This is a genomic window from Paraburkholderia sp. (genome assembly GCF_035656215.1).
GTDB lineage: Bacteria > Pseudomonadota > Gammaproteobacteria > Burkholderiales > Burkholderiaceae > Paraburkholderia.
In genome coordinates this window covers 1-26,653 of sequence record NZ_DASRSY010000437.1, presented here as the reverse complement: position 1 = coordinate 26,653, position 26,653 = coordinate 1, and the positions used below count along the sequence as shown (strand labels likewise).

Annotated in this window: 24 protein-coding genes; 18 read left to right on the top strand and 6 right to left on the bottom strand. The window is 60.7% G+C overall.

Annotated elements, in window-relative coordinates:
* The first annotated feature begins 165 nt into the window (after positions 1 to 165).
* From VFE81_RS25755 to VFE81_RS25745, 3 genes are all read left to right on the top strand, one after another.
* Positions 166 to 879 carry a glutamine amidotransferase gene (locus VFE81_RS25755; protein ID WP_325047278.1) on the top strand — a complete coding sequence of 238 codons (714 nt, stop codon included), beginning with the start codon at positions 166 to 168 and terminating at the stop codon, positions 877 to 879.
* A 73-nt stretch (positions 880 to 952) separates the two neighbouring features.
* The gene (locus VFE81_RS25750) at positions 953 to 2,065 is read left to right on the top strand and encodes an NADH:flavin oxidoreductase/NADH oxidase (RefSeq protein ID WP_325047277.1); all 1,113 of its coding nucleotides are present in this window, start codon (positions 953 to 955) and stop codon (positions 2,063 to 2,065) included.
* Positions 2,066 to 2,285: 220 nt separating this feature from the next.
* The gene (locus VFE81_RS25745) at positions 2,286 to 2,804 is read left to right on the top strand and encodes an SET domain-containing protein (RefSeq protein ID WP_325047276.1); all 519 of its coding nucleotides are present in this window, start codon (positions 2,286 to 2,288) and stop codon (positions 2,802 to 2,804) included.
* A gap of 70 nt (positions 2,805 to 2,874) precedes the next feature.
* Here the strand turns inward: VFE81_RS25745 and VFE81_RS25740 are convergent, their stop codons facing one another.
* Both VFE81_RS25740 and VFE81_RS25735 read right to left on the bottom strand, forming a co-directional pair.
* Positions 2,875 to 4,377 carry a sensor histidine kinase gene (locus VFE81_RS25740; RefSeq protein ID WP_325047275.1) on the bottom strand — a complete coding sequence of 501 codons (1,503 nt, stop codon included), beginning with the start codon at positions 4,375 to 4,377 and terminating at the stop codon, positions 2,875 to 2,877.
* A 145-nt stretch (positions 4,378 to 4,522) separates the two neighbouring features.
* Positions 4,523 to 5,209, bottom strand: a complete 687-nt coding sequence (locus tag VFE81_RS25735; RefSeq protein ID WP_028197606.1) for a response regulator transcription factor — start codon at positions 5,207 to 5,209, stop codon at positions 4,523 to 4,525.
* 173 nt (positions 5,210 to 5,382) lie between these two features.
* Here VFE81_RS25735 and VFE81_RS25730 point away from each other — a divergent pair, with 173 nt between their 5' ends.
* Entirely contained in the window at positions 5,383 to 5,607 is a 225-nt protein-coding gene (locus VFE81_RS25730; protein WP_325047281.1) for a DUF3717 domain-containing protein, read from the top strand.
* Between the two features lie 94 nt (positions 5,608 to 5,701).
* Here VFE81_RS25730 and VFE81_RS25725 read toward each other — a convergent pair whose 3' ends face one another.
* Together VFE81_RS25725 and phhA are read right to left on the bottom strand one after the other, a co-directional pair.
* Positions 5,702 to 6,046 (bottom strand): 4a-hydroxytetrahydrobiopterin dehydratase, encoded by a 345-nt coding sequence (locus VFE81_RS25725; protein WP_325047280.1) that lies wholly within the window; start codon positions 6,044 to 6,046, stop codon positions 5,702 to 5,704.
* Positions 6,047 to 6,095: 49 nt separating this feature from the next.
* The gene (gene phhA, locus VFE81_RS25720) at positions 6,096 to 6,986 is read right to left on the bottom strand and encodes a phenylalanine 4-monooxygenase (RefSeq protein ID WP_325047274.1); all 891 of its coding nucleotides are present in this window, start codon (positions 6,984 to 6,986) and stop codon (positions 6,096 to 6,098) included.
* A gap of 148 nt (positions 6,987 to 7,134) precedes the next feature.
* Between phhA and VFE81_RS25715 the strand changes: the two genes are divergently transcribed.
* On the top strand, positions 7,135 to 7,626 hold the full coding sequence (locus tag VFE81_RS25715) for an Lrp/AsnC family transcriptional regulator (protein WP_054042727.1): 492 nt from the start codon (positions 7,135 to 7,137) through the stop codon (positions 7,624 to 7,626).
* Positions 7,627 to 7,715: 89 nt separating this feature from the next.
* Here VFE81_RS25715 and VFE81_RS25710 read toward each other — a convergent pair whose 3' ends face one another.
* Together VFE81_RS25710 and VFE81_RS25705 are read right to left on the bottom strand one after the other, a co-directional pair.
* On the bottom strand, positions 7,716 to 8,252 hold the full coding sequence (locus tag VFE81_RS25710) for a class IV adenylate cyclase (RefSeq protein WP_325047273.1): 537 nt from the start codon (positions 8,250 to 8,252) through the stop codon (positions 7,716 to 7,718).
* A 385-nt stretch (positions 8,253 to 8,637) separates the two neighbouring features.
* On the bottom strand, positions 8,638 to 9,537 hold the full coding sequence (locus VFE81_RS25705; protein ID WP_325047272.1) for a LysR family transcriptional regulator: 900 nt from the start codon (positions 9,535 to 9,537) through the stop codon (positions 8,638 to 8,640).
* Between the two features lie 133 nt (positions 9,538 to 9,670).
* Between VFE81_RS25705 and VFE81_RS25700 the strand changes: the two genes are divergently transcribed.
* The 13 genes from VFE81_RS25700 to mnmG all read left to right on the top strand — a co-directional run.
* A complete protein-coding gene (locus VFE81_RS25700; RefSeq protein ID WP_325047271.1) occupies positions 9,671 to 11,209 on the top strand; it encodes a CoA-acylating methylmalonate-semialdehyde dehydrogenase in 1,539 nt (512 codons plus the stop codon).
* 758 nt (positions 11,210 to 11,967) lie between these two features.
* Positions 11,968 to 13,683: a GMC family oxidoreductase gene (locus tag VFE81_RS25695; RefSeq protein WP_325047270.1), complete on the top strand. Its 1,716-nt coding sequence runs from the start codon at positions 11,968 to 11,970 to the stop codon at positions 13,681 to 13,683.
* A 374-nt stretch (positions 13,684 to 14,057) separates the two neighbouring features.
* Positions 14,058 to 14,837, top strand: coding sequence for an ABC transporter ATP-binding protein (locus VFE81_RS25690; RefSeq protein ID WP_028198418.1), 780 nt, complete (start codon positions 14,058 to 14,060; stop codon positions 14,835 to 14,837).
* 85 nt (positions 14,838 to 14,922) lie between these two features.
* Entirely contained in the window at positions 14,923 to 15,681 is a 759-nt protein-coding gene (locus VFE81_RS25680) for an ABC transporter ATP-binding protein (protein WP_325047269.1), read from the top strand.
* A 52-nt stretch (positions 15,682 to 15,733) separates the two neighbouring features.
* Entirely contained in the window at positions 15,734 to 16,948 is a 1,215-nt protein-coding gene (locus VFE81_RS25675; protein ID WP_325047268.1) for an ABC transporter substrate-binding protein, read from the top strand.
* A gap of 194 nt (positions 16,949 to 17,142) precedes the next feature.
* Entirely contained in the window at positions 17,143 to 18,027 is an 885-nt protein-coding gene (locus tag VFE81_RS25670) for a branched-chain amino acid ABC transporter permease (protein ID WP_325047267.1), read from the top strand.
* Positions 18,027 to 18,998, top strand: a complete 972-nt coding sequence (locus VFE81_RS25665) for a branched-chain amino acid ABC transporter permease (protein ID WP_325047279.1) — start codon at positions 18,027 to 18,029, stop codon at positions 18,996 to 18,998. The genes VFE81_RS25670 and VFE81_RS25665 overlap by 1 nt, the downstream gene beginning before the upstream one ends.
* 519 nt (positions 18,999 to 19,517) lie before the next feature.
* Positions 19,518 to 19,982 carry an ABC transporter substrate-binding protein gene (locus tag VFE81_RS25660; protein ID WP_325047266.1) on the top strand — a complete coding sequence of 155 codons (465 nt, stop codon included), beginning with the start codon at positions 19,518 to 19,520 and terminating at the stop codon, positions 19,980 to 19,982.
* A gap of 405 nt (positions 19,983 to 20,387) precedes the next feature.
* Positions 20,388 to 21,548, top strand: coding sequence for an ABC transporter substrate-binding protein (locus VFE81_RS25655; protein WP_325047265.1), 1,161 nt, complete (start codon positions 20,388 to 20,390; stop codon positions 21,546 to 21,548).
* A 205-nt stretch (positions 21,549 to 21,753) separates the two neighbouring features.
* A complete protein-coding gene (locus VFE81_RS25650; protein ID WP_325047264.1) occupies positions 21,754 to 22,809 on the top strand; it encodes a branched-chain amino acid ABC transporter permease in 1,056 nt (351 codons plus the stop codon).
* A 4-nt stretch (positions 22,810 to 22,813) separates the two neighbouring features.
* Positions 22,814 to 24,598, top strand: coding sequence for a branched-chain amino acid ABC transporter ATP-binding protein/permease (locus tag VFE81_RS25645; RefSeq protein ID WP_325047263.1), 1,785 nt, complete (start codon positions 22,814 to 22,816; stop codon positions 24,596 to 24,598).
* Between the two features lie 11 nt (positions 24,599 to 24,609).
* A complete protein-coding gene (locus VFE81_RS25640; protein WP_325047262.1) occupies positions 24,610 to 25,362 on the top strand; it encodes an ABC transporter ATP-binding protein in 753 nt (250 codons plus the stop codon).
* A 175-nt stretch (positions 25,363 to 25,537) separates the two neighbouring features.
* The coding region (gene mnmG, locus VFE81_RS25635; protein WP_325047261.1) for a tRNA uridine-5-carboxymethylaminomethyl(34) synthesis enzyme MnmG at positions 25,538 to 26,653 on the top strand (1,116 nt) is incomplete at its 3' end.

Sequence of the window (26,653 nt, the reverse complement as noted above, 5' to 3'; positions counted from 1 at the left end):
CACCCAGAAGAAGACCTGGAAGATCTTCGCCCAATAAGGCGGCTTCTCCTGGGACAATCCGCTACACTGCCATGCCGTGTTCCGGCGGGCGGCGATTGCCGCCTGCTGGCCGGCTCACGCCGTGTAGCGGCAAGTCTTTAGTCAACCTGAAGGTGGGACAGGCTGATGAATCACGAAGTTCTGGCCATTCGCCATGTGCACTTCGAGGATCTGGGCAGTCTTGAACTGGAACTCGGCGAACGGGGTCGCCCGGTGCGCTATCTCGATGTCGGCTTTGCCCGTATCGAAGCGCCGGACCCAGTTGCCGCATCGCTCATGGTCGTACTCGGCGGTCCGATCAGTGCAACCGACGACGCGCTTTACCCGACGCTCGTTCCGTTGCTCTCCCTGCTCGAAAAGCGTATTGCCGCTGGTTTGCCGACCCTCGGCATCTGCCTCGGCGCGCAATTGATCGCACGTGCGCTTGGTGCTCGCGTCTATCCCGCAGGCCATACCGAACTCGGCTGGACACCGCTTACGCTCACCGATGCAGGCCGTGCATCGCCAGTGCGTCATCTGGACGGCGCGCACACGTCGATGCTGCATTGGCACGGCGACACCTTCGATCTGCCTGACAACGCTACACGCCTCGCTTCGACCCCTGCGTGCGAAAACCAGGCGTTCGCCTGGGGCGGTCATGTGCTGGGTCTGCAATGTCATCCGGAGATTCGCGCTGACCGTTTCGAACCCTGGCTGATCGGCAACGCCGGTGAGATTGCCGGCCACGGTATCGATGCGCGTCAGTTACGGGCCGAGACCGCGCAGTTCGGTCCTGCACTGGAAGCCGCCGCGCGCCGGATGTTCGGCGAGTGGCTCGATCAGGTCGAACCGAAACCCTGATCTGCACGCGCCTGCAGACAATCACCTGCGGTGCTATGCTCGTCCGCTCTCGGGTTTTTACTGGGCGTAATCCATGAGCGCGCTTTTTTCCCCGCTCACGCTGCGTAGCGTGACGCTTCCCAACCGTATCGTCGTGTCCCCGATGTGCCAGTATTCCGCCGAACGTGGCGAGGCTACGGCGTGGCACATGATCCATCTTGGCAGTCTCGCGTTAGCCGGCGCCGGCATGTTGTGCATCGAAGCGACCTCTGTCGAACCGGATGGCCGCATCACGCCGGGCGATCTCGGACTGTGGGACGACGCCACCGAAGCCGCACTCGTGCCGGTCCTGGCCGCGATTCGCAAGCATTCGCACGTTCGTGTGGCGATGCAGTTGTCGCATGCAGGACGCAAGGCGTCGAGTCAGACGCCTTGGGAAGGCGGTCAGCTGATTCCGGTTTCGCAAGGCGGCTGGCTGCCGCATGCGCCGTCGGCGTTGCCGCACAAAGCTGGCGAAGAGCCGCCTTTGGCCCTGGATACGCCCGCATTGAACCGGATTCGCGAAGCGTTCGCGGCTTCCGCGCGTCGCGCCGCTCGCCTTGGCATCGATGCACTGGAAGTGCACGCAGCACACGGCTATCTGCTGCATCAGTTCCTGTCACCGGTCGCCAATCAACGCAGCGACGACTACGGCGGTTCGCTCGAAAACCGCATGCGCTTTCCGCTCGAAATCTTCGATATCGTGCGCGCCGCGTTTCCTGCCGACAAACCGGTTGGCGTGCGTGTCTCGGCGACCGACTGGGTCGAAGGCGGCTGGACGCTTGAGGACACGATCACGTTCGCGCAGGAGTTGAAAAAGCGCGGCTGCGACTGGATCGACGTGTCGTCCGGCGGTGTCTCGCCGTTGCAAAGGATTCCGCTTGAGCCGGGCTATCAGATTCCGTTCGCGAGGGCCGTCAAACAGGCAACCGGCCTCGTTACCATCGGCGTGGGCCTGATTACCGATCCGCTGCATGCCGAACAGCTCATCGAAGCGGGTGATGCCGACCTGATCGCGCTGGCCCGCGCGTTGCTGTACAACCCGCGTTGGCCGTGGCATGCCGCGGCGCAACTCGGCGCGACGGTCGAAGCGCCGCCGCAGTACTGGCGTTCACAACCGCGCGAGCAAAAGGCACTCTTCGGCGAGATTTCATTCGGACAACGGTGAACTTGCCAGTGAGTCCTGTGCGCGCACGTCTTTTTGACGGTTGAACGAAGCCGTCTTGAGCGTGTAGGATGCCGGATGTGGCGCATGAGCGTCGCAAGTAGACGCGGCGCTCGCAAAGCGCCGCGTTTGCTATCCGCGTCAGAAAAAGCAGCGCGTTACACGCGGGCATTTCTGGCGGCTGCCGGATCTTCACCCCCAGTTCTTCACAAGGATTCATTCAATGAGTTCACGCAGGATCGCCGTGCGCCGTTCGGGTGTGCACGGCAAAGGCGTGTTTGCCATCGAGCCGATTGCGGCCGGCGAGCGGCTGATCGAATACAAGGGTGAGCGGATCTCCTGGAAAGAAGCGTTGCGTCGTCATCCGCACAATCCGGACGAACCGAATCACACATTCTATTTCGCGCTCGACAGCGGCAAGGTGATCGACGGCAAAGTGGACGGCAACAGCGCGCGCTGGATCAACCATTCATGCGCGCCGAACTGCGAAGCCGAAGAGATCGACGGGCACGTGTACGTGCACGCCCTGCGCGATATCGCCGAAGGTGAGGAAGTCTTTTACGACTATGGCCTCGTCATCGACGAGCGCCAGACCAGGAAGCTCAAGAAGGAATACGAATGCCGTTGCGGCGCGCGCAAGTGCCGCGGCACGATGCTGGCTCCGCCGGAGAAAGAGAAGGGGAAGGGCGCTTCCGGGTCTGACAAGACGGTGAAGAAGGCGAAAAAAGCGAAGAAGAAATGAAGCAGGCTGCCTGAGTTGAACATAAGCGAACTCAAGGCAGCCCGTGGCGGGGCATTGAGCGACCGCGGCGTCACATATCGATCGGCGCCGAGTGCGCCGATTTTTTTGCCGGGCGCAGCACCTCGGGACCGACGTCGTACTGAACGCTGCTCGGCACCAGCGGAATACGCACGATAAAGCGCGCACCGCCTTCCGGCGCATCTTCGTAATGCACGCTGCCGTGATGCAGCACCATGATGTCGTGAACGATCGCGAGACCGAGACCTGCACCGCTGTCCACACCGGCGTCGGTCTGACCGTCGCCGCGAAAGAACCGTTTGAACAGATCGGCTTGCTGCGTGGGCGGCACGCCCGGCCCATTGTCTTCGACGATGATCTCGGCCATGCGCAGATCGTCGATCACGGTTTGCGACACCGTCACGGTGATGCGACCGCCATCGAAGCGCGACGGCGGCACGTACTTGAGCGCGTTATCCAGCAGATTGGCGATCACTTCGTGCAGCAGCACCGGATTGCCGCGCGCCATCAGCGGGTGATTGTTGGCGGGGTCGTCGAGACGCTGGAAGCCGAGGTCGACGTGGAAAGTCAACGCACGCGGCACCCATTCCGCACCCGTATCGAAAGCGAGTGCGGACATATCCACGTTGACGAAACGTGCCGCCTGTTCGCCCGGCTCCGCGCGGGCAAGCGAAAGCAACTGGTTCGACAGCCGCACGGCGCGATCGGCCGCTGCGCGCAGCTCACGGACCGCGGCAAGCGTTTGCTGCGGGTCACGCGCGACCGCTGCCTGTTCGGCATGCAGTTTGACGGCGGTGAGCGGGGTGCGCAGCTGATGCGCGGCGTCAGCGATAAATTTGCGCTGGCCGTCGAGCGCGGTTTTCAGACGACCGAGCAGTGCGTTCAGCGCGCCGGTGAGCGGCCGGATTTCAACCGGCACATAGGTTTCGTCCACCGGCTCGAGCGACGTGTGGGTTTGCCGGTTCAGCGAGTCAGCGAGATCGGTCAGTGGATTGAGCTGCTGGTTGACCACGCGCCACACGATCACCCAGCCCGCCAGCAGCAGCAACAGCAGCGGCATCATGATCGCGACCAGAAACTCGGCGGCGATGCGAAAACGGTGATGGACCGGCTGACCCACTTCGACGACGATTGGATTGCCGCTCGGCTGATCGACGCGCACCTGTGCCACGCGTACCGTCACGCCTTCGTGTTGGGTTTCAAAGACGTACGCATAGTGCATACGCCGTACGCTGGTGCCTTGCAGCGGCAGATTGTGGTCGCCGGCGATTTCGGTTTCGCCATTGCTGATTCGATAGACGAGTTGCTCGACCGGATCGGAGAACATGGCCTGCGCGAGTGGCGGCACCGTGACGCGCGCATTCGGCCCGGCAATCTGGATCTGTTTGGAGATTGCGGCGGCGAGATCGGCGAGCGACCGGTCGACCACATGCTGCGTGTACTGCCATGCCAGCCAGTAAGCGATCAGGCCGCTCATCAGCGCGAGCAGCGAAAGGGGGGCAGCGAGACGCCGCAGCAGCGTGCGGCGCAGACTATTGGCGGCCGGCTGGGGCATATGATCGAACGCGCGGGAAAGAGGCAACGGCGTAAAGCGCCGTGGCGCCGTGAAAATTCGCCGGGTGCCGGCGAATTGCGCACCGAGTGCGCGGCGCCGGCCCGGCGCCGTCAGGCCGCAATACAGATTGCGGCCCTTGCGACGATTATGCGGCCTGGCGGATTTCCTGCAACAGATAACCGAAGCCGCGCACCGTGACGATTTCGACACGGCAGTTTTCGAGCTTTTTACGCACCCGGTGCACATAGACTTCGATCGCGGTGTCGCCGAGATCGCCGCCGAAGTGCGTCAGGTGGTCTTGCAGCTGGGCCTTGCTCACTACACGGCCGTGGCGCAGCAGCAGCATTTCGAGCACCGCGAATTCGCGCGGCGACAGTTCGAGCGGCTTGTCGTCGTTGAAAATGCGGCGATCGACGCCCGACAGACGCACACCACCCAGCGACACTTCCGGACGCGGCATATCGCCGTGCGGGCCGCTGCGGCGCATCACGGCGCGAATGCGCGCTTCGAGTTCGGTGGGTTCGAACGGCTTTAGCATGTAGTCGTCCGCGCCGGAATTCAGGCCTTGTACGCGGTCGTTCAACTCGTCGCGCGCGGTGAGGATGATCACCGGCGTATGACGATTGCTCTGACGGAAGCGCGCGAGCAGCGTCATGCCGTCGATACCGGGCAGGCCCAGATCGAGGATCACCAGTTCATGGCGGTTTTGGGTAAGGGCCTGTTCGGCGAAAATGCCGTCATGGACCATGTCGACGGTGAAGCCGGCTTGTTCGAGACTACTTTGGATGCCGCGTGCGATGGGGCGGTCATCTTCGATCAGAAGGAGTCGCATGGATTTCGCTCAAGTACAATGGTTTTAGGCGTTTGGGCAAGCGGTTCGCCGGGGCGCCTGCTGCACAGGTAACGTGCGGCGTGGCCGTGCCGAACTGGCACAAAGCGGCCACGAAGCAGCTATCGAGCAGCCATGAAGTAGCCATAAAGCGGCCACCGAGCAATCACGAAGTCATGTCCGAGATAACGATTCACGAACTGGAAGCCGCGATCAACTTCTGGCGCGCCCGCTCACCTTCGAGCGGCGACGAACTCGTTCTGTGCAAGGAGGCAAGCGCGCTCTCCAAGCCGTATGCGCTGATGATTGTACAGCGTCAGCACACGCTATCGCCGGATCGTTTAGACGGGATTGCAAGGCTTGCGTGGGATTCTTACGTGCGCCTTAATAATAGCCTGTAGAACTGAAGGTTTGAGCGCCAGATTGCCTGCATTGCCCTTTCATTGCCGCCAGATTGTTCGATCCAGGGTGCGTCAAGGCACCTGATCGTCTGTATCAAGCAGTAATACTGTCGATAAATCGAGCCAGTTTGATGTCCCGCTCAGTTAAGCCATTGGCTTCGTGCGTCGACAGTGTGATCTCCACCTTGTTGTACACGTTGAACCATTCCGGGTGGTGGTCCATCTCCTGCGCCTTGATCGCCACACGCGTCATGAAGCCGAATGCTTCGTTGAAGTCGGCGAATTTGAAGTGGCGCTGGATCGCGTCGCGGCCCGCCACGGCTTGCCAGCCGTGCAGTTCCGCAACCTGCGTGGCGCGTTCTTCGGAAGTCAGTTTGTTAATCATGGTGCTACCTCGTTGATCTGAACAGGCGCGCCGGTGGGCGTGCGCATCCGCTATTTTTTCACGGATGCCATCAGCCTGCTGTCGGCCTGTTCAGGCTGTGTTGTCAGATATCGCCGTCGGCTTGCCAGCCCTCCCGCGAGCCGCGCGTGATGACGCGATCGTGGTCGAGCACGTCGCCGGCCGCGGATGTCGGTTCCGCAGCCAGCTTTGCCAGCAGCGGCGCGAAATCGGTTTGCGCGACGCCGAACAATTGCGCAAAGTCGTCGATCACGAAGTAGGTTTTCTGGAACGTGTCGATGCGGTAGCGCGTGCGCATCACGCGTTCGAGATCGAAGCCGAGCCGGTTCGGCGCCGCGCTTTGCTGACTGTAAAGCGTCTCGCCTTTACTCGACACGATGCCCGCGCCGTAGATCTTCACGCCGTTGGGACTCGCCGCGTCGCGGATCAGGCCGAACTCGACTGTGTACCAATAGAGCCGCGCGAGCAGCGGCAAGGCACCAGCATCATTGGCGGCGAGCGCGGCGCGGCCGTACGCGTGCATATAGTCCGCGAACACGGGATTGATCAGCAGCGGTACGTGACCGAACAGATCGTGAAAACAGTCCGGCTCCTGCAGATAATCGATCTGGTCCGGACGGCGCATCCACCATGTCACAGGAAAGCGGCGGTTCGCCAGATGCTCGAAGAACACCTGGTCGGGCACGAGTCCGGGCACGGCGACGATTTGCCAGCCCGTTGCGGGCGTCAGTTTCGCGTTGATTTCGTCGAAGGAGGGCACGCGGTCGGGTGGCATGCCGATACGGTCGACGCCTGCCAGAAATTCATCGCACACGCGGCCCTTGAGTAACGCGGTCTGGCGTGCATAAAGCTGTTGCCACACAGCGTGGTCGACTGCGCCATATCGTTCGGTCGGCTGGTCGATCGTGAAATCGGCGCGGGTTTCGAGGCCGGCGTCGAATTGCTCTTTGAGTTTGGCGGTGTTGGCTGTGGACATATTGCTGCGCGCTCTACGGTGTCTGCGAGTTGAAACGGTGATGCAAGTGTAGAGCGGCAGGCGTGCGGAAAGGGCGCAATGATGGCGTTGCGGCGTATCAATATGCAATAATCGTGCATCAATGTCAGATTTAATGCGGATATCGATCATGCTAGAACTCGATCACTTCGATCTCGCGCTGCTGGACGTTCTTCAGCGCTTCGGCCGGGCCACGCATCAGCAACTGGCTGAGCAGGTGCCGCTGTCACCGTCGCAGATTGGACGGCGCTTGCAGCGGTTGGAGCAGGTCGGTGTGGTGGACGGTTATCGTGTCGTGCTGCGGCCGGAAAAACTCGGACTTGGCGTAACGGCTTTTACCAGTCTGAAGTTGAAGCACCACGGCGATTCGATCATCGAGCAATTCCAGCAACAGATCGAGGTGCTACCGGAAGTACTGGAATGTCACGCTGTGGTCGGCGACGCCGATTATTTGCTGCGCATCGTCGCGCCCGATCTGAATTATCTCTCGACGTTCGTGATGAAGAAGTTGATGCGTGTGCCGGGCGTCGACAGCGTGCGCTCCAATATCGTGTTGACCACGTTCAAGCGCAATGGACCGTTGCCACTCGGCCATTTGTCGCCGGGGGCGGCCGCCGCTTGATGCGGCGCCTTCCTGGCCTTTCTGGTGTTCGAGGTTTTTAGGGTCGCCGTTCCAGGATTGATGTCGCCGCGACCCGTGATGCTTAAGTTTTACGCAGCCTGCTTCGGTTCGCTGTCCGGGCTCAGCAAATCGACGTAAGCCACCGCCACCAGATCCGATTCCGGCACGCCGAGGGTCGCGAACATCGCGTGTGCTTCGGCGTGACCGCTTTCTTCGTCGTCGTCCTGAGCCAGCAGGACTTCGAGCTCGACGAAGTCGCCGAGACCATCGACCCGATCCAGATGAATCCGCGTACGGCCCGTCAGATAGACGTGACGTTCCTTCGTGACGATGCCACGCGTGGTCAGCGCCGTGGCGAGCAGCGCGTGCATCGCTTCAGGGTTCGTCACCGGGCTGCGCGTGTAGTACGACGCCTTCGGGCCGTCGCGGTCGTCGCGCTGATAGAAAATCAGTTCGGCCGGCGTGCCGTCGTCGAACTGGCGCAGCTTCAGGCGGCCACGCGGCACGTCGTAGAAAAAGTCCTGCTGGCGAAAGATCAGTGGCGCGTCCGGTGCGAGCTTCGCGGCGCGTTCGCGCAGTTGTTCGAAATGCTTGGCGCGGGCTTTGATTTCAATGTTGCGTGCCATGTCAGGCTCCTGTCGAAGGATGGCGTGGTCGGCAGCTTCCGGTGTTGCCGGGGCGAAGCTGCCGGGAAGGACAAAGTCAGACGGAAAAAACGACGCGGGGCCGGCGCGTGAGCGCGAACCCCCAATCTAACAAAAAGCGCGTGACAGCGTCGTTTCAGATGAGGGGATCGAAGAGGACGGCCTGCCAATGTGACTTGCGAGAGCTACTAGCGCTGACCAGCAACGCATGGCGATCGGCGACCGCGATCGGCAGGGACCGCTAGGGATGTTGCCCTGATGAGGCAGTCAGTGAGATACCTATCGGCCGGCCCGAACGCTACCCGGCTGTCATGAGAGTGGCTCATATCGCTCTCGTTTTGCCCCTAGGTGCGTCTTCATGCCGCACTCATGTCGCCCATTGCTGCTCGATCAGCTTCAACGCGGCGGCGATCGTCGGTTCATCCTTGCGTTGCGCCAGCGTGATAAAGCTGAGCTGGGTCGGCACGGTGACGCCTTCGACGATGGTCAACGCGTGCGCATGAGCTTCGGCGATCGCGGTGGCGTCGCGCGCGAGCGTTAGACCGACGCCTGACTTGACCAGATCGAGCATCGACGGCTCCTGATCCACTTCGGCCACCTTAACCGGTTTTACGCCGGCCTCACCAAAGCAGCGCGTCAACAATCTGTTGTGCGCGGACGCGGGTGGCGTCCAGATCCACGGTAATGCGGCGAGCGAACGCCAGTCGCGCGCGCCTTTCACGCGATCTTTCCAGCCCGCCGGGGCCAGCACGCGGTACTGGAAATGCGTGAGCGTGACGGCGTGAAAGGCAGCGCCGTCGCGGGTATCGTCATCAGACGGCAGGCCGATGTAGTAGCCCACATCCAGTTCCCCCGCGCGAACCTGCTCCAGCACCCAGCCCGACATACCGTGGCGCAAGGCTGTTTCGATGTGCGGCCAGGTTTCCACCAGTTGCTTGAGAAAGCCGCCCAGGCGCAGAAAAGCCGGGTCGAGAATCGTGCCGATCCGCAATCGGCCGCGCACTTCGTGGCGCAGCGCCGCCGCCGCGCGATGCACGTCGCTCGCGGCGCCCAGCGCACGTTCGGCATGGGGCAGCAGGGCCTGGCCGTCGCGTGTCAGCGAAAGCCCGTGCGAAGTCCGCGTGAACAGCGTCACGCCGAGCGTCTCCTGCAAATGCTTGATTTGCAGGCTGACGGCAGGTTGGGTCAGGTGAAGCTGCACCGCGGCACGCGTGAGGTTGCCCTCGCGTGCGACGGTGACGAACGCCCGTAGCAGAGTCAGATCCATATCCTGATATTAGCCCGGCTTATAGCGCAGTTGAGCATTACTCATTGGATTTGTCACCTCGAAGCGCCGTACGCTTGCGTTTATCACGCCGGTTGCGATGGGCGGAAGACATTCACAGGAAGAGGACAGGAAGATGAGCGAGACATATCAGGACGAGACCGTCCGGAGCGAGGCGAGCGCACGCGTGCTGACCCATTTCATTAACGGCAAGACGATCGACGGCACGAGCGGCCGCTTCGGCGACGTCTTCAATCCCGCGCTTGGCAGCGTGAGCGCGCGCGTGCCGCTGGCGAGCGTCGCTGAAGTAGACGCGGCGGTCGCCGCCGCCCATGCAGCTTTTCCTGCATGGAGCGAAACCGCGCCGATCAAGCGGGCGCGCGTGCTGTTCAAGTTCAAAGAATTGCTCGACCGTCACCATGACGAACTGGCGGAGTTGATTACCCGCGAGCACGGCAAGGTGTTTTCTGATGCGAAGGGCGAGGTGATGCGCGGCATCGAGGTCGTCGAGTTCGCGTGCGGCATTCCGAACCTGCTGAAGACCGATTTCACCGACCAGATCGGCGGCGGCATCGACAACTGGAATTTGCGTCAGGCGCTGGGCGTGGTGGCCGGCATTACGCCGTTCAATTTCCCGATGATGGTGCCGTGCTGGATGTTTCCGGTGGCGATCGCCTGCGGCAACACGTTTGTGTTGAAGCCGTCAGAGCGTGATCCGTCCGCCTCGATTCGATTGGCTGAACTGTTCAAAGAGGCGGGTTTGCCGGATGGCGTGTTCAACGTCGTGCATGGCGACAAGGTGGCGGTCGATGCGTTGCTCGTGCATCCGGAGGTGAGCGCGTTGTCGTTTGTCGGTTCGACGCCGATTGCCGAGTACATCTATACGGAAGGCACGAAGCACGGCAAGCGCGTGCAGGCTTTGGGCGGTGCGAAGAATCACCTGGTGGTGATGCCGGACGCGGATCTCGATCAGGCTGTCGATGCGCTGATCGGCGCGGCGTATGGTTCGGCGGGCGAGCGTTGCATGGCGATTTCGGTGGCTGTTGCAGTGGGGCATATCGCCGACGAACTGATCGAACGGCTGACGCCGCGAGTAAAGAGCCTGAAGATTCTGAACGGCATGGAACCGGAAGCAGAGATGGGGCCGTTGGTGACAGCGGTGCATCGCGAAAAAGTAGCGGGTTACATTGATGCCGGCGTTGCTGCTGGTGCGAAGCTGGTAGTCGATGGGCGTGGCCATCAGGTGGCCGGGCATGAGAAGGGGTTCTTTCTCGGCGGCACGTTGTTCGATGATGTCTCGACCGATATGAAGATTTACCGTGAAGAGATTTTTGGTCCGGTGCTGTGTGTTGTGCGGGTGCCGGATTTTGCTTCTGCGGTTGAGCTGATTAACGCTAACGAGTTTGCTAATGGGGTGGCGTTGCTTACCTCCGATGGCGGTGTGGCTCGGGCTTTTTCGCGGCAGATCCAGATTGGGATGGTGGGGATTAATGTGCCGATTCCTGTGCCGATGGCTTGGCATTCTTTTGGTGGATGGAAGCGGTCTCTTTTTGGTGATCACCATGCCTATGGGGAGGAGGGTGTGCGGTTTTACACTCGCTATAAGAGCATTATGCAGCGGTGGCCGGATAGCATCGGGAAGGGGGCTGAGTTCACTATGCCAGTGGCGAAGTAGGTTTGTTTTTTTGCCTGCGCGGCGCTTGGTTTGTGTGCCTGTGGCGTTGGGGTTTGCTTGATTTGATTTGCCTTTGCGGTGGTTGTTTCTGTGTGCCTGCGGCGTTGGCCTTTTCTTGTTTTGTTATTGGTTTATTAGCGTTCGCCCCTGTGCGGGGCAGGCACTTACTTTCTTTGCCGCCGCAAAGAAAGATAAGCAAAGAAAGCGGCTCACCCCGCTAGCTCATAAGCGGCTCCCTTGGCTTGGAGGGGGCAGTGGTGCATCTGGAATCCGTGCCCTCGCACATTCGGCGTAAGTGACAAAGGAGTCGTCGGCTCCCACTTCGCACTGCGTGCGTCGCGGATGGGTCTGCATGGGAAATCCCGGGCTCCGTTGAGGCGCGGTGGGGCCATCGGCTTCGCCTCGGCGGGGTGCCGAATGGAGCGCGAGTGCGAAAGCGCGGCGGTCGGTTCTATGAAGTGCGCTTCGGCGCGCGCAGCGCCGCCGGAGGTATGACGGCCTTGTCACAGGGGCGGAATGTGCGGGAACACAGATTCCAGATGCACCACTACCGCAACTGCGCGAGGGACCCGCTTAAGAATTAGCGGTGTGAGCTGCTTTCTTTTGCCTACTTTTCTTTGCAGCAGGCAAAGAAAAGTAGGTGCCTGCCCCGCACAGGGGCGACGCTAATAAACCAATAAGAATTCAAGGAAAGGCCAACGCCGTAGGCACACTGAAACGAGCGCCGCGGAGGCAAAAAAGCTTAGGAGACTAAACAAATGAGCAACACCGAAAAAACGCCACTGGCGACCCGCTGCCTGGAAGGCGAATTCGACTACATCATAGTAGGCGCCGGCACGGCAGGTTGCGTGCTGGCCAACCGCCTATCGGAAGATCCAGAAATACAAGTCCTACTGCTAGAAGCCGGCGGCAAAGACGACTACCACTGGATCCACGTGCCGGTAGGCTACCTCTACTGCATTGGCAATCCTCGCACGGATTGGCTCTACAAAACCCAATCAGAACCCGGCCTGAACGGCCGCTCCCTCTCATACCCACGAGGCAGAGTATTAGGCGGCAGCTCATCGATCAACGGCATGATCTACATGCGCGGCCAGCGCGAGGACTACGACGAATGGGCCCGCGTCACCAATGACACCTCCTGGTCATGGAGCGCCGTCCTCCCCATCTTCAAACGCAGCGAAGACCACTACGCCGGCGCGTCTGAATCGCATGGAGCAGGCGGTCCATGGCGCGTTGAAAAGCAACGCCTGAAATGGAAGATCCTCGAAGAGTTTTCACATGCCGCGCAACAAGCCGGCATACCGGCCACCGACGACTTCAATCGCGGAGACAACACCGGTGTCGGTTACTTCGACGTCAATCAGAAACGCGGTATCCGTTGGAACGCGTCGAAAGCATTCTTGCGCCCGGCGCTCAAGCGTCCTAATCTCACCGTCATCACCGGTGCGCACACCCAGCGCGTCGTGTTCGAAGGTCGCCGCTGCACAGGTGTCGAATATCGCGGCGACAACACCGACTATCTCGCCAAAGCCCGTTGTGAAGTGATCCTCAGTTCTGGCGCAGTCAACTCGCCGCAATTGCTCGAACTCTCCGGCATCGGCAATGGTGCAAGTCTGCAGAATCTCGGCATCGAGGTCGTGAGAGATCTGCGCGGCGTCGGTGAAAATCTGCAGGACCATTTGCAATTGCGGATGGCGTATAAAGTCGATGGGGTGCGCACGCTCAATACCGCCTCCGCGCATTGGTGGGGCAAGCTGATGATCGGCATGCAGTACGCGCTGTTTCAAAGCGGCCCCATGTCGATGTCGCCATCGCAACTCGGCGCGTTCGCCAAATCCGATCCGGACGATCGCTCGCTCACGCGCCCCGACCTCGAGTATCACGTGCAGCCGCTCTCGCTCGATCGCTTCGGTGAACCGTTGCATTGCTTCAATGCGTTCACCGCGTCGGTGTGCCAGTTGCGGCCGACCTCGCGCGGCAGCATTCACATCGAATCAGCCGATGCTTCAGCGCCACCATTGATCGCACCGAATTACCTGTCCACCGATTACGACCGGCACGTCGCCGCCAACGCATTGCGTCTCACTCGCCGCATTGCCGCAGCACCGGCGCTCGCGCCCTATCGGCCGCAAGAGATTCTGCCCGGTATCCAGTACCAGACCGAAGAAGAACTTCAGCAGGCTGCGGGTGCCGTCGGTACCACCATCTTTCATCCGGTCGGCACCTGCCGTATGGGCACCGCCGACGATCCTGGCGCGGTAGTCGATAACCGCCTACGGGTTATCGGGGTTGACGGTTTGCGTGTGGTCGATGCGTCGGTCATGCCGTTTATCACCTCGGGCAATACTAATTCGCCGACGCTGATGATCGCCGAACGCGCCAGCGACATGATTCGCGAAGACCGCCGCGCACGCGAGGGCGGCAGCGTTGCGGTTCAGTCGAGCGCTGCGCCGTCCATGTCGGCTGTGTGACACGCAATGTGACAGTGGCAGCCGAGGCGCGCGGGGCGTGCCTCGGACTTCCGCCGGCATGCTTCGAGCAAGATCGAAGCACCGGTCGAGTATCCCTCAGGGCCGTCCCGAGCAAGGGCCAAGTACCACTCGAGCACCCTCGAGCGTGGCTTACGCCTGCCTCAGACAGTCGTCATCCACTAAGTGCAAATCCCGATGAATGCGCTGCATCATTGGCGCGACAATGGCAGCCATGCTGCGTGCCGCCCCATGGATTACCGTCCGGATTGGTGCAGCACGCCACCGAGCGGCACGGGGTGCCCTCGTCGTAAAAGCCGCGCAGCCGTTCGCGCGGAAAATCGTAATGCTTCGCCTTACTCCGTATGGAAGGGAACATGATTCTCGGCGATACGATTCTCGAAACGCGCGGCCTCACCCGGGAGTTCAAAGGCTTTATCGCCGTGAACGGGGTGAACCTGCGCGTGCGTCGTGGCTCGATCCATGCGCTGATCGGCCCCAATGGGGCAGGCAAGACCACCTGCTTTAACCTGCTTACCAAATTCCTCGAACCGACAGCGGGCCAGATCGTCTTCAACGGGATCGACATCACCAATGAACGCCCGGCGCAAATCGCCCGTCGCGGCATCATCCGGTCGTTTCAGATATCGGCGGTTTTTCCGCATCTGACCGCATTACAGAACGTGCGTATTGGCTTGCAGCGGGTGCTCGGCACGGCATTTCACTTCTGGAAGAGCGAACGTACGCTGCACCAACTCGACGATCGCGCGATGGACTTGCTCACCCAGGTCGGACTGACCGATTTCGCGGACGTGCTCACGGTAGAACTGTCCTACGGCCGCAAACGCGCGCTGGAAATCGCCACCACACTCGCGATGGAGCCCGAGTTGATGCTGCTCGACGAGCCGACGCAAGGCATGGGCCATGAAGACGTCGATCGCGTCACCGCCCTGATCAAGAAAGTATCGAGCGGCCGCACGATCCTGATGGTCGAGCACAACATGAACGTGATCGCCGGCATCTCCGACACCATCACCGTGCTGCAACGGGGCGAAGTGCTCGCCGAAGGCAGCTACGCCGAGGTGTCGAAGAACCCGCTCGTGATGCAAGCCTACATGGGCAGCGCAGACGCGGCACTCGCCGGAGCCCACGCATGAATACGATTGCCGAATTGTCGAAGAACCCGCTCGTGATGCAAGCCTATATAGGTAGCGCAGACGCGGCACTCGCCGGAGTCCACGCATGAATACGATTGCCGAGCGCGAAAGCCTTGAAGTAAGTGGCACGGCTGGCGGCGCACCCGCGCTGGAGATTGCGGGGTTGCAGGCGTGGTACGGGGAGTCCCACATTCTGCATGGTGTCGATCTGACGGTGAACCGCGGTGAAGTTGTGACGCTGCTCGGCCGCAACGGCGCGGGCCGTACCACGACGCTGCGCGCGATCATGGGTCTCACCGGACGCCGCACCGGTTCGATCCGCATCGACGGACGCGAAACCATCAACTTGCCCACGCATCGCATCGCTCATTGCGGCATCGGTTATTGCCCAGAAGAGCGTGGGATTTTTTCGAGCCTCTCGTGTGAGGAAAATCTGATGTTGCCGCCGCCCGTCGGCGACAAGGCGCACATGATGTCGCTCGAAGAAATCTATTCGATGTTTCCGAATCTGCAGGAACGCCGCATGAGCCAGGGCACGCGGCTCTCGGGTGGCGAGCAGCAGATGCTGGCCGTCGCGCGCATTCTGCGCACCGGCGCGAGTTTGCTGTTGCTCGACGAAATCTCGGAAGGTCTTGCGCCCGTGATCGTGCAAGCGCTCGCCCGCATGATCATGACCCTCAAGGCACGCGGCTACACGGTCGTGATGGTCGAACAGAATTTCCGCTTTGCCGCGCCACTCGCCGATCGCTTCTACGTAATGGAGCACGGTGCGATCGTGGAGCACTTCGAGGCCGCTGAGCTCGAAAGCAAGATGCCAGTACTGCACGACCTACTGGGCGTATAAAAAGCGTCCTATTGCCTCTGATAACCACAAGTGAAGAAACAAGGAGACAGGAATGAAAAAGAACCCACTCGCGCGGCTTGCCACACTATGTTTCGCAGTTGCCGCCGGCGCCGCGTTGACGATGAGCAGCGCGCAAGCGGCTGACGATGCGGTGAAGATCGGCTTCATCACCGATCTGTCGGGTCTGTACGCGGACATCGACGGCCAGGGCGGCCTCGAAGCGATCCGCATGGCAATCGCCGATTTCGGCGGCAAGGTCAACGGCAAGCCGATTACGCTGGTCTACGCGGATCACCAGAACAAGGCGGATATTGCCTCCTCGCGGGCGCGTGAATGGTTCGACCGTGACGGCGTCGATATGCTGATCGGCGGCACGAATTCGGCGACCGGTCTGGCGATGAACACGGTGGCGGGCGAGAAGCACAAGGTCTACATCAACGTCGGCGCCGGCGCCGACACGCTCACCAACGAGCAATGCACGCCGTACACGATTCACTACGCGTACGACACCACGGCGCTGGCTAACGGCACGGGTTCGGCGGTGACCAAACAGGGCGGCAAGACGTGGTACTTCCTGACGGCTGACTACGCTTTCGGCAAGGCGCTGGAAAAAGCGACTTCAGACGTCGTGAAAGCGAATGGGGGTCAGGTGCTGGGCGCGGTGCGGGCACCGCTGTCGGCCTCGGATTTCTCGTCGTTCCTGTTGCAGGCTCAGGCTTCGAAGGCGCAGATTCTCGGCCTCGCGAATGCTGGCGGCGACACGGTCAACTCGATCAAGGCCGCGAAGGAATTCGGCCTGACCAAGACGATGAAGCTGGCTGCGCTGCTGATGTTCATCGACGACGTGCACAGTCTGGGTCTGGAAACCACGCAAGGTCTCGTGCTGACCGACAGCTGGTACTGGAACAAGGACGCCGCCACGCGTAAGTGGGCGCAGCGCTACTTCGACAAGATGAAGAAGATGCCGTCGAGCCTGCAAGCGGCTGACTACTCGGCGACCATGACCTATCTGAACGCGGTCAAAGCGGTCGGCTCAACCGACACCGACAAGGTGATGGCGCAACTGCGGAAAACGAAGATCGACGACTTCTATGCGAAGGGCTACATCCGTCAGGACGGCAGCATGATCCATGACATGTACCTGATGCAGGTGAAGACGCCGGCCGAATCCAAAGAGCCGTGGGACTACTACAAGATCATGGCGACGATCCCTGGCGAGCAGGCGTTCACGACCAAGGCGCAGACGCGCTGCGCGTTGTGGAAATAAGCGCAGGTTGATAACCAGAAAACCGTCTGTGTGCCCGTCCTGACGGGCGACACAGAACACTTTGATGGTACACAGCCGGGCGGAAACCGTTTCATATACCGCGTGCGATCGGTGAATGGCTCGCCGATCGCACGCCGGCTGGATCGTGCGTAACCGATCTCACCTGGGCGATGGCTTAAGGGATTAAGGCTTCAATGGAAATCTTTGGCGTTCCGCTACCGGCAATGCTGAGCCAGTTGCTGCTGGGGCTCGTGAACGGCTCGTTCTACGCGATTCTGAGCCTGGGTCTGGCTGTGATCTTCGGCTTGCTCAACGTGATCAACTTCGCGCATGGCGCGTTGTTCATGCTCGGCGCGATGCTCGCGTGGATGGGTCTGTCGTATTTCGGTCTGCCGTACTGGGTGATGCTGGTGCTCGCGCCGCTGATCGTCGGCGTGTTCGGCATCGTGATCGAGCGCTCGATGCTACGCTGGCTGTACAAGCTCGATCACCTTTATGGGCTGCTGCTCACCTTTGGACTCACGCTGGTTGTCGAAGGCGTGTTCCGTTCGGCCTATGGTTCCTCCGGCCAGCCGTACGACGTGCCGTCGGCACTTTCTGGCGCGACCAATCTCGGCTTCATGTACCTGCCGAACTATCGCGCGTGGGTGGTGGTGGCGTCGCTCGTGGTCTGCTTCGCGACGTGGTTCGTGATCGAGAAGACGCGCCTCGGCGCGTATCTGCGCGCGGGCACCGAAAACCCGAAGCTGGTCGAGGCGTTCGGCGTCAACGTACCGTTGATGATCACGCTCACGTACGGCTTTGGCGTCGCACTGGCGGCATTCGCCGGGGTGCTCGCCGCGCCTGTGATTCAAGTTTCGCCGTTGATGGGCCAGCCGATGATCATCACCGTGTTCGCGGTGGTTGTGATCGGCGGCATGGGTTCGATCATGGGCTCGATTCTCACCGGCCTGATGCTAGGCGTGATCGAAGGGCTGACGCGCGTGTTTTACCCGGAAGCGTCGGCGACCGTCGTCTTCGTGATTATGGCGCTCGTGTTGCTGGTGCGCCCGGCGGGCCTCTTCGGCAAGGAAAAATGATGCAGAGAAAATTGCTCTACGGTCTGCTGCTGATCGCGCTTCTCGCGGTGCCCGTGCTCGGCATCTATCCGCTATTCGTCATGAAGGTGCTGTGCTTCGCGTTGTTCGCCGCGGCCTTCAATCTGCTGATCGGCTACACGGGCTTGCTCTCGTTCGGTCACGCGATGTTTCTCGCTTCGGCCGGTTACGTTACCGGCTATGCGATGCAGACGCTCGGCTTTTCCCCGGAACTCGGCGTGCTGGCCGGTACTGCTGCGGCGACGCTGCTCGGACTGGTGGTCGGCCTGTTCGCAATCCGCCGGCAGGGCATCTACTTCGCGATGGTGACGCTGGCGCTCGCGCAAATGGTCTACTTCGTGTTCCTGCAGGCGCCGTTTACGCACGGTGAGGACGGTCTGCAAGGCGTGCCGCGCGGCAAGCTGTTCGGCTTGCTGGATCTGTCGTCGGACGTGACGCTGTACTTTGTCGTGCTGGCCTTGATGGTGCTGGCATTCCTGCTGATCGTGCGGATCGTGCATTCACCGTTTGGGCAGGTGCTGGTGGCGATCAAGGAGAACGAGCCGCGCGCCGTGTCGCTCGGTTACGACACCGATCGTTTCAAGCTGCTGGCTTTTATTCTGTCCGCAGGGATCGCCGGTCTGGCGGGCTCGCTCAAGGTGCTGGTGCAAGGCTTCGAGACGCTGAGTGACGCCTACTGGACCATGTCGGGCCTTGTGATCCTGATGACGCTCGTCGGCGGCATGGGCACCCTGTTCGGGCCGCTGCTCGGTGCCGCGCTGATTGTTGCGCTCGAAGACCGGCTCGGTGATATCGGCACGGCGCTGGCTGCGTCGACGGGTGTCGAATGGTTCCGGTCTCTGGGGGAATCGGTGACCATCGTCACGGGCCTGATTTTCATTGCCTGTGTGCTGGCGTTCAGGCGCGGCATTGTCGGTGAGATCGTCGCGCGCGTGCGGCCATTGCGAGCCTGAAGCGGCGCCAGATTTTAAATTGCTTTGGCATCCGATATAATCCGGCGGCCTTGAAGTCGGTTGAGCGGGGTCCTGTATTGTGCGCAATTCGCCCCTGCGACCCAAGCTGCACCAAGCATGCCCCAAATTTGTGCCGCAGTGCACCACTAGGGTAATTGCTAGTTGTAGTCACCCAGGTGCTCGTTTAATCTTCATGCAGTTCTGATGCACCACGAATTTTGCAGGTGGAGAACGAGGAGACAATGAGGCACTCAGTGCCCAGACGAAAGCGCTGTTGGATTGATATCCAACAGCGCTTTTTATTTGTGCTTTTCGTAATTCGCCATTCAAATTTTCTGCTAATTCGGTGCCCCTTTTTTATTCACCGACTCACTCCCGATTTCACTCGTTACCATCCTGCAAATTGCTTGCAGCGCGAGGCTTTTGTCCGCTAAACTTGCCATTCACCGACCGATTGGTCGGTGAATAAAATCTGCGGATTTGAATTCAAATGAATAACGGGGTAGATAGAGGAGCGGGATGAAGTCGTCACTGCGTTGGATGAGCGCGGCATGGGTAGCCACCGGAGTATCCGCGGCATGGAACGGCCATGCATTCGCGGACGTGAAAATCGGCGTCACGGTGTCGACAACGGGGCCGGCTGCGTCGCTTGGTATTCCGGAAAAGAACACGATCGCGCTGCTACCGAAAGAAGTGGCAGGGCAGAAAATCGACTACATCGCGCTCAACGACGCCACCGATTCGACCCAGGCCGGCAAGAACGCACGCAAGCTCACTAGCGAAGATCACGTGGATGCGTTGATCGGCTCGACCGTCGTGCCGAACTTGCTGGCCACGATCGACGTCGCGGCCGAAAGCACTAGAGACATGCCCACTTCCCAAGGCATCTTCAACATGAGCACGAACGACCACGCTGGCCTCGACCAGCGGGCGCGTGTGATGGTGGAGAATGTCGGCGGCAAGTGGAAGCTGTCCGGCGACTGAGCGGAGACGAAGTGATACGGAACTCCATTAAACAAGGCGCGTGCAGTTGACGCGTCTTTTTTATTGCGCGCGTTTGATGAATGGCGGTGCGTGAAGTGCGTTGAACGAGTGAAGGATAGGCGGTCAAAGCGCTGCGAAAGCGGCCGGTTTCAGGACAAACCCGCATTCGGGCGACAGTCTATTGACCATGGATGATGCAGAACGCAATACTACTAACATGTTAGTGTTTGGCGCACAGGAAATCGCAGTAGTGGTTCGCAGCAGGGAGTAGCACCAGAATGGCGAAGGCATTGCCGCTGAGCAGGGAAAACCATGCTTGGCATGCCTGAACCCTATAACTAGATTCAGACACTCGGCCCGTGAGCCGGATTCAGATACGCGCTTCAAAGCGTTTGGAGACTTGCAATGAAAAAGACAAAGCAATGGGTACGCACCGGTATCGCGATGGCGTTGATGTGCGGCGCGGGCGCCGCCTTCGCGCAGGTGAAAATCGGCGTCACACTATCCACCACGGGGCCGGCTGCATCGCTCGGAATTCCTGAAAAGAACACGATCGCGCTGCTGCCGAAAGAGATCGGCGGCAAGACCGTGCAATACATCATCCTCGATGATGCATCGGACACCGGCAAGGCTGTGCAGAACACGCGCAAGCTGATCGACGAAGACCACGTCGACGCAATCATCGGTTCGACCGTCACGCCGAATTCGCTGGCGATGCTCGACCCCGCGGCCGAAGGCAAGACGCCGGTCATCTCGCTAGCGGCATCGGCGGCGATCATTTCACCGATGGACGCGAAGCGCGCATGGGCCTTCAAACCGCCGCAAAACGACAGCCTGATGGCTGACGCAATCGCGGACTACATGGAGCGTCACGGCGTGAAGACGGTTGGCTTCATCGGCTTCGCGGATGCGTATGGCGACGGCTGGAACAACGTATTCACCGCTGCGGCCGCGGCACACCATCTGAAGATCGTCTCCAACGAACGCTTTAACCGCACCGATGCATCGGTGACCGGCCAGGTGCTGAAGACGATGGGCGCGAACCCGGATGCGGTGCTGATCGCGGGCGCGGGCACGCCTTCGGCGCTCCCGGCCAAGACGCTCAAGGAGCGCGGCTACAAGGGCAAGGTCTATCAGACGCACGGCGTCGCCAACAACGATTTCCTGCGCGTCTGCGGCAAGGATTGCGAAGGCGAGTTCCTGCCGGCTGGCCCGATTCTCGTGGCGGATCAGCTGCCGGAATCGAATCCGGTGAAGAAGTCGTCGGAAGCGTACAAGGCAGCGTATGAGAAAGCGTATGGCGCGGGCTCGGTGGCGACCTTCGGCGGTCACGCATGGGATGCCGGCCAGATGCTGCAAGCTGCGATTCCGGTGGCGCTGAAGACCGATCAGCCGGGCACGCCCGCGTTCCGCGAGGCGCTGCGCAGCGCGCTTGAAAACATCAAGGAGCTGCCGGTCTCGCACGGCATCATGAACACCACGACGACCGACCACAACGGCCTCGACAAGCGTGCACGCGTGATCGTGCAGATCGTCGACGGCAAGTGGAAGTTGCAGAACGACTAACAACAAAAGCGGTACGCGCCTCTCGCGCAACCTGCGGCACGTCATGCCGCATTGCCATTCTGTTCGATGACAATGGCAACGACCGCCGCGCCATGTTCCGGCGCGGCGGTCGCCTTTTCTGGCATTGCAGGTCAGTGACCGGCCATAGGTTCTGCCGCCACGACTGTTTCCCGGTTTCGATTTCGACGCTTCAGGACGAGGAAGTATGGATCTATCAATTGCGGCGATCCTCGCGCAGGACGGCATCACCACAGGCGCTATCTACGCGCTGCTCGCGCTCGCGCTGGTGCTGGTGTTCTCCGTGACGCGGGTGATCTTTATCCCGCAGGGCGAGTTTGTTTCGTACGGCGCGCTGACGCTCGCCGCATTGCAAACACAGAAATTTCCGGCGACGTGCTGGTTGCTGATGGCAATGGGCGCGGCATGCTTTGTCGTCGAGATCGCGGGGCTGGTGCGGCATCCCGAACGGCGCCGGCATGCGGCGCGCACGCTGGTGATGCTGGTCGGCAAATATCTGCTGTTTCCGATCGCGGTTTACGCGCTCACGCGAGGCGTTTTCCTGCAGCCGTTGCCGATGCTTGCGCAGATCGCGCTGACGCTGCTGATCGTGATTCCGATGGGGCCGTTCGTTTATCGGCTCGCGTATGAGCCGATCGCGGAGGCGACCACGCTGCTGCTGCTGATCGTAGCGGTGGCGGTGCACTTCGCCATGGTCGGCCTCGGGCTCGTGATGTTCGGCGCGGAAGGGTCACGCACCACGGCGTTCTCCGATGCGACCTTCAACTTCGGCACATTGTCGATTTCCGGGCAAAGCCTGTGGGTGGTGGGCACGGCGGTGGTGCTGATTGGTGGACTGTATCTGTACTTCGATCGCTCGATTTCCGGCAAGGCTTTGCGCGCGACGTCGGTGAACCGGCTTGGCGCGCAGCTCGTCGGCATCGGCACGACGCAAGCAGGGCGCCTCGCGTTCACGCTTGCTGCGGGCCTCGGTGCGCTGTGCGGCATCCTCGTCGCACCCTTGACCACTATCTACTACGACTCGGGCTTCCTGATGGGTTTGAAGGGCTTCGTAGGCGCGATTATCGGCGGCCTGGTCAGCTATCCGCTGGCGGCGGCGGGAGCGCTCCTGGTCGGTCTGCTGGAGTCGTATTCGTCGTTCTGGGCGAGCGCTTATAAGGAAGTGATCGTGTTCACGCTGATCATCCCAGTGCTGCTATGGCGAAGTCTGGCCAGCCCGCACTCGGAAGAGGGAGAGGAGTGACACGATGAAACGGATCATGCAAAACAAGTTCTTCTGGTTGTTCCTCGTAGTGCTGTTTGCGTTGCCGGTGCTGCCGCATCCGATTCATGTGCCTGAGTACTGGGTGACGCTGCTCAACTACATCGGCCTGTATTCGATTGTCGCGATCGGTCTCGTGCTGCTGACGGGTATCGGCGGGATGACGAGCTTCGGCCAGGCGGCGTTCGTCGGCATCGGCGCGTATGCAACCGCGTATCTGACAACGACGTACGGCGTGTCGCCGTGGCTCGCGCTGATCGCGGGCGTGGTGGTGACGGCATTGATCGCGCTGATGCTGGGGCTCGTGACGATGCGGCTATCGGGCCACTTTCTACCGCTTGGCACGATCGCGTGGGGGCTCGCGCTGTTCTATCTGTTCGGCAACCTGGAGATGCTCGGCAAGTACGACGGCATTAACGGCATTCCAGTGCTGAATGTTTTGGGCATCAACCTGGAGTCGGGGCGCCATATCTATTACCTGATCTGGGTGGTGGTGCTCGGCGCGGTGATCTCTGTTCAAAACCTGCTTAATAGCCGGCCGGGGCGGGCGATCCGCGCATTGCGCGGCGGCGGCATGATGGCCGAAGCGATGGGCGTCAACACAGCATGGATGCGCGTGGTGATCTTCGTCTATGCCGCGGTATTGGCGTCGATTTCGGGGTTCCTTTACGCGCACTTGCAACGCGCGGTGAATCCGACGCCGTTCGGGCTGAACCACGGCATCGAGTTTCTGTTCATGGCAGTGGTGGGTGGCGTCTCGCACGTCTGGGGCGCAGTGCTTGGTGCAGCGATCCTGACCATCTTGCAGGACTATCTGCAAACGTTGCTGCCGAAGTTGCTTGGCGAGAACGGTAACTTCGAAGTGATCGTGTTCGGCATTCTGATGGTGCTGTTGCTGCAATACGCTCGCCAGGGTGTCTGGCCGTTTGTGGCGCGGTTTTTCCCGAAGGGGCCACGCGCACATTTGTCGGATCACGCGGAGCCGTTGCCGCAGCGCAGCAAGCCGGCGGCGGCCGAAAGCCTGTTGACTGTGAATAAGGCACGCAAGCAGTTCGGCGGGCTGGTCGCGGTGAACGATGTCAGCTTCGAGGTGAAAGCAGGGCAGATCATCGGTTTGATCGGCCCGAATGGCGCCGGCAAGTCGACCACCTTCAATCTGGTCACGGGTGTGCTGCAGGCGACAAGTGGCGAAATCACGTTTCGCGGCGAGCGTATCGATTCGCTGAGTTCACGTGAAATCGTCAAGCGCGGCATTGGCCGCACCTTCCAGCACGTCAAGCTGCTGCCCGGGATGACGGTGCTGGAGAACGTTGCGATCGGCGCGCATCTGCGTGGCCAGGCCGGTGTGTGGCGCAGTGTGGCGCGGCTGAACGGCGCGGAAGAAGCGCGCTTGATGGCCGAAGCGGCTCGCCAGATTCGTCGCGTCGGACTCGAACAGCATATGTACGACGAGGCGGGTAGCCTGGCGTTGGGACAGCAGCGAATTCTCGAAATTGCTCGCGCGTTGTCTTGCGACCCGACCCTGCTGCTGCTGGATGAACCTGCCGCCGGTCTGCGTTATCAGGAAAAGCTGCAACTGGCGGATTTGTTGCGCCGCCTCAAAGCCGAAGGCATGAGCGTGCTGCTGGTCGAGCACGATATGGATTTCGTGATGAATCTCACCGATCGTCTGGTGGTGATGGAGTTCGGCACGCGGATCGCGGAAGGCTTGCCGCAGGATGTCCAGCAAGACCCTGCTGTGCTTGAAGCTTATCTGGGCGGGGTTGAGTGATGGAGAACACGATGAATGCAGCAGGTCCAATTCTCGACGTGAACGGTCTGTCGGTCCGCTATGGCAAGGTCGAGGCGCTGCACGGCGCGGCAATCAAAGTGCGGCCCGGGCAGATCGTTTCGGTGATTGGTCCGAACGGCGCGGGCAAGTCTACGTTGCTGAACGCGATCATGGGCGCATTGCCGACTACAGGCCATGCGAAAGGCTCGGTCCTGTATCAAGGGGAGGACGTCAGCGCGGTGCCGGTTGAAAAGCGTGTCGCGCGCGGCATGTGTCTGGTGCCGGAAAAGCGCGAGCTGTTCGCGTCGATGACCGTTGAAGACAATCTGGTCCTCGGCGCATATCGGCGCAAGCGGGCAGGGGAGCGCGACTTTCTCGATCAACTCGAGCCGGTCTTTACGCTTTTTCCTCGTTTGAAAGAACGCAGGAAGCAGGCGGCGGGGACGCTATCGGGTGGGGAGCGGCAGATGCTCGCTGTCGGCCGTGCGTTGATGGGCAAGCCCGATCTACTCATGCTTGACGAACCGAGCCTGGGTCTGGCACCACTGATCGTGAAAGAAATTTTCCACATCATTAGCGCGCTGCGGCAGACCGGCGTCGCGACGCTGCTGATCGAGCAGAACGCACGCGCTGCGCTCCAGATTTCCGATTACGGTTACGTGCTTGAAACCGGTGAGCTGGCGCTGGAAGGGCCCGCGACGGATCTGGCGCAGAATCCACGCGTGATCGAAACATATCTGGGGCTGGCTAAGAAAGTGGCTTAGTTCTCCACTTCCATTCAGTTCGCTGTGGTTCAAAGCGGAGTGTTTCACGTGAAACACTCCGCTTTTTTGTTGCCTGGCCATTCGGACGAAATTCGGGCCTAAACCGAACCCGTTATAATTCGCCCATACATTTTCCTCTGAAAGGCTCACGCGACGATCTGGCGTGAGATCCGCGATGCTTTTTCCCACAGAATTTGACGTAATCGTCGTCGGCGGCGGTCATGCCGGCACTGAGGCCGCTTTGGCCTCGGCACGCATGGGCAATACGACCCTCCTGCTGACGCATAACATCGAAACCCTTGGTCAGATGAGCTGCAACCCGTCCATTGGCGGGATTGGCAAGGGCCATCTGGTGAAAGAAGTCGATGCGCTCGGCGGTGCGATGGCGGCCGCGACGGACGAGGGCGGGATCCAGTTCCGTATCCTCAATTCGTCGAAGGGACCTGCTGTTCGTGCAACGCGCGCGCAGGCGGACCGTCTGCTCTATAAGCAGGCAATCCGGCATCGGCTGGAGAATCAGCCGCACCTGTGGCTGTTCCAGCAGGCGGTCGACGATCTGATGGTGGAAGGCGACCGTGTCGTCGGTGCCGTGACGCAGGTGGGGATTCGCTTCCGCTCGCGCGCGGTTGTGCTGACGGCTGGGACGTTCCTTGACGGCAAGATTCATGTGGGCTTGAACAACTACACCGGTGGCCGCGCCGGAGATCCGGCAGCGGTGTCGCTGTCTGCGCGCCTCAAGGAATTGAAGTTGCCGCAAGGTCGCCTCAAGACCGGGACGCCGCCGCGCATCGACGGTCGGACGATCGATTTCTCGAAGCTTGAGGAGCAACCGGGCGATCTGGATCCGGTGCCGGTTTTCTCGTTTCTCGGACGTGTCGAACAACATCCGCGGCAAGTGCCGTGCTGGGTGACGCATACGAACGAGCGTACGCACGACATCATCCGTGGTGGTCTGGACCGCTCGCCGATGTACACGGGCGTGATCGAGGGGGTGGGGCCGCGGTACTGCCCGTCGATCGAGGACAAGATTCACCGATTCGCGTCGAAGGAATCGCATCAGATCTTCCTCGAACCGGAAGGGCTGACGACCAACGAGTTCTATCCCAATGGGATTTCCACCAGCCTGCCGTTCGACGTGCAACTGGAACTCGTGCGCTCGATGCGTGGTTTGGAGTATGCGCATATTCTGCGACCGGGTTACGCGATCGAATACGACTACTTCGATCCGCGTGGGCTGAAGGCATCGCTGGAAACCAAGGTAATCAACGGGCTCTTCTTCGCGGGCCAGATC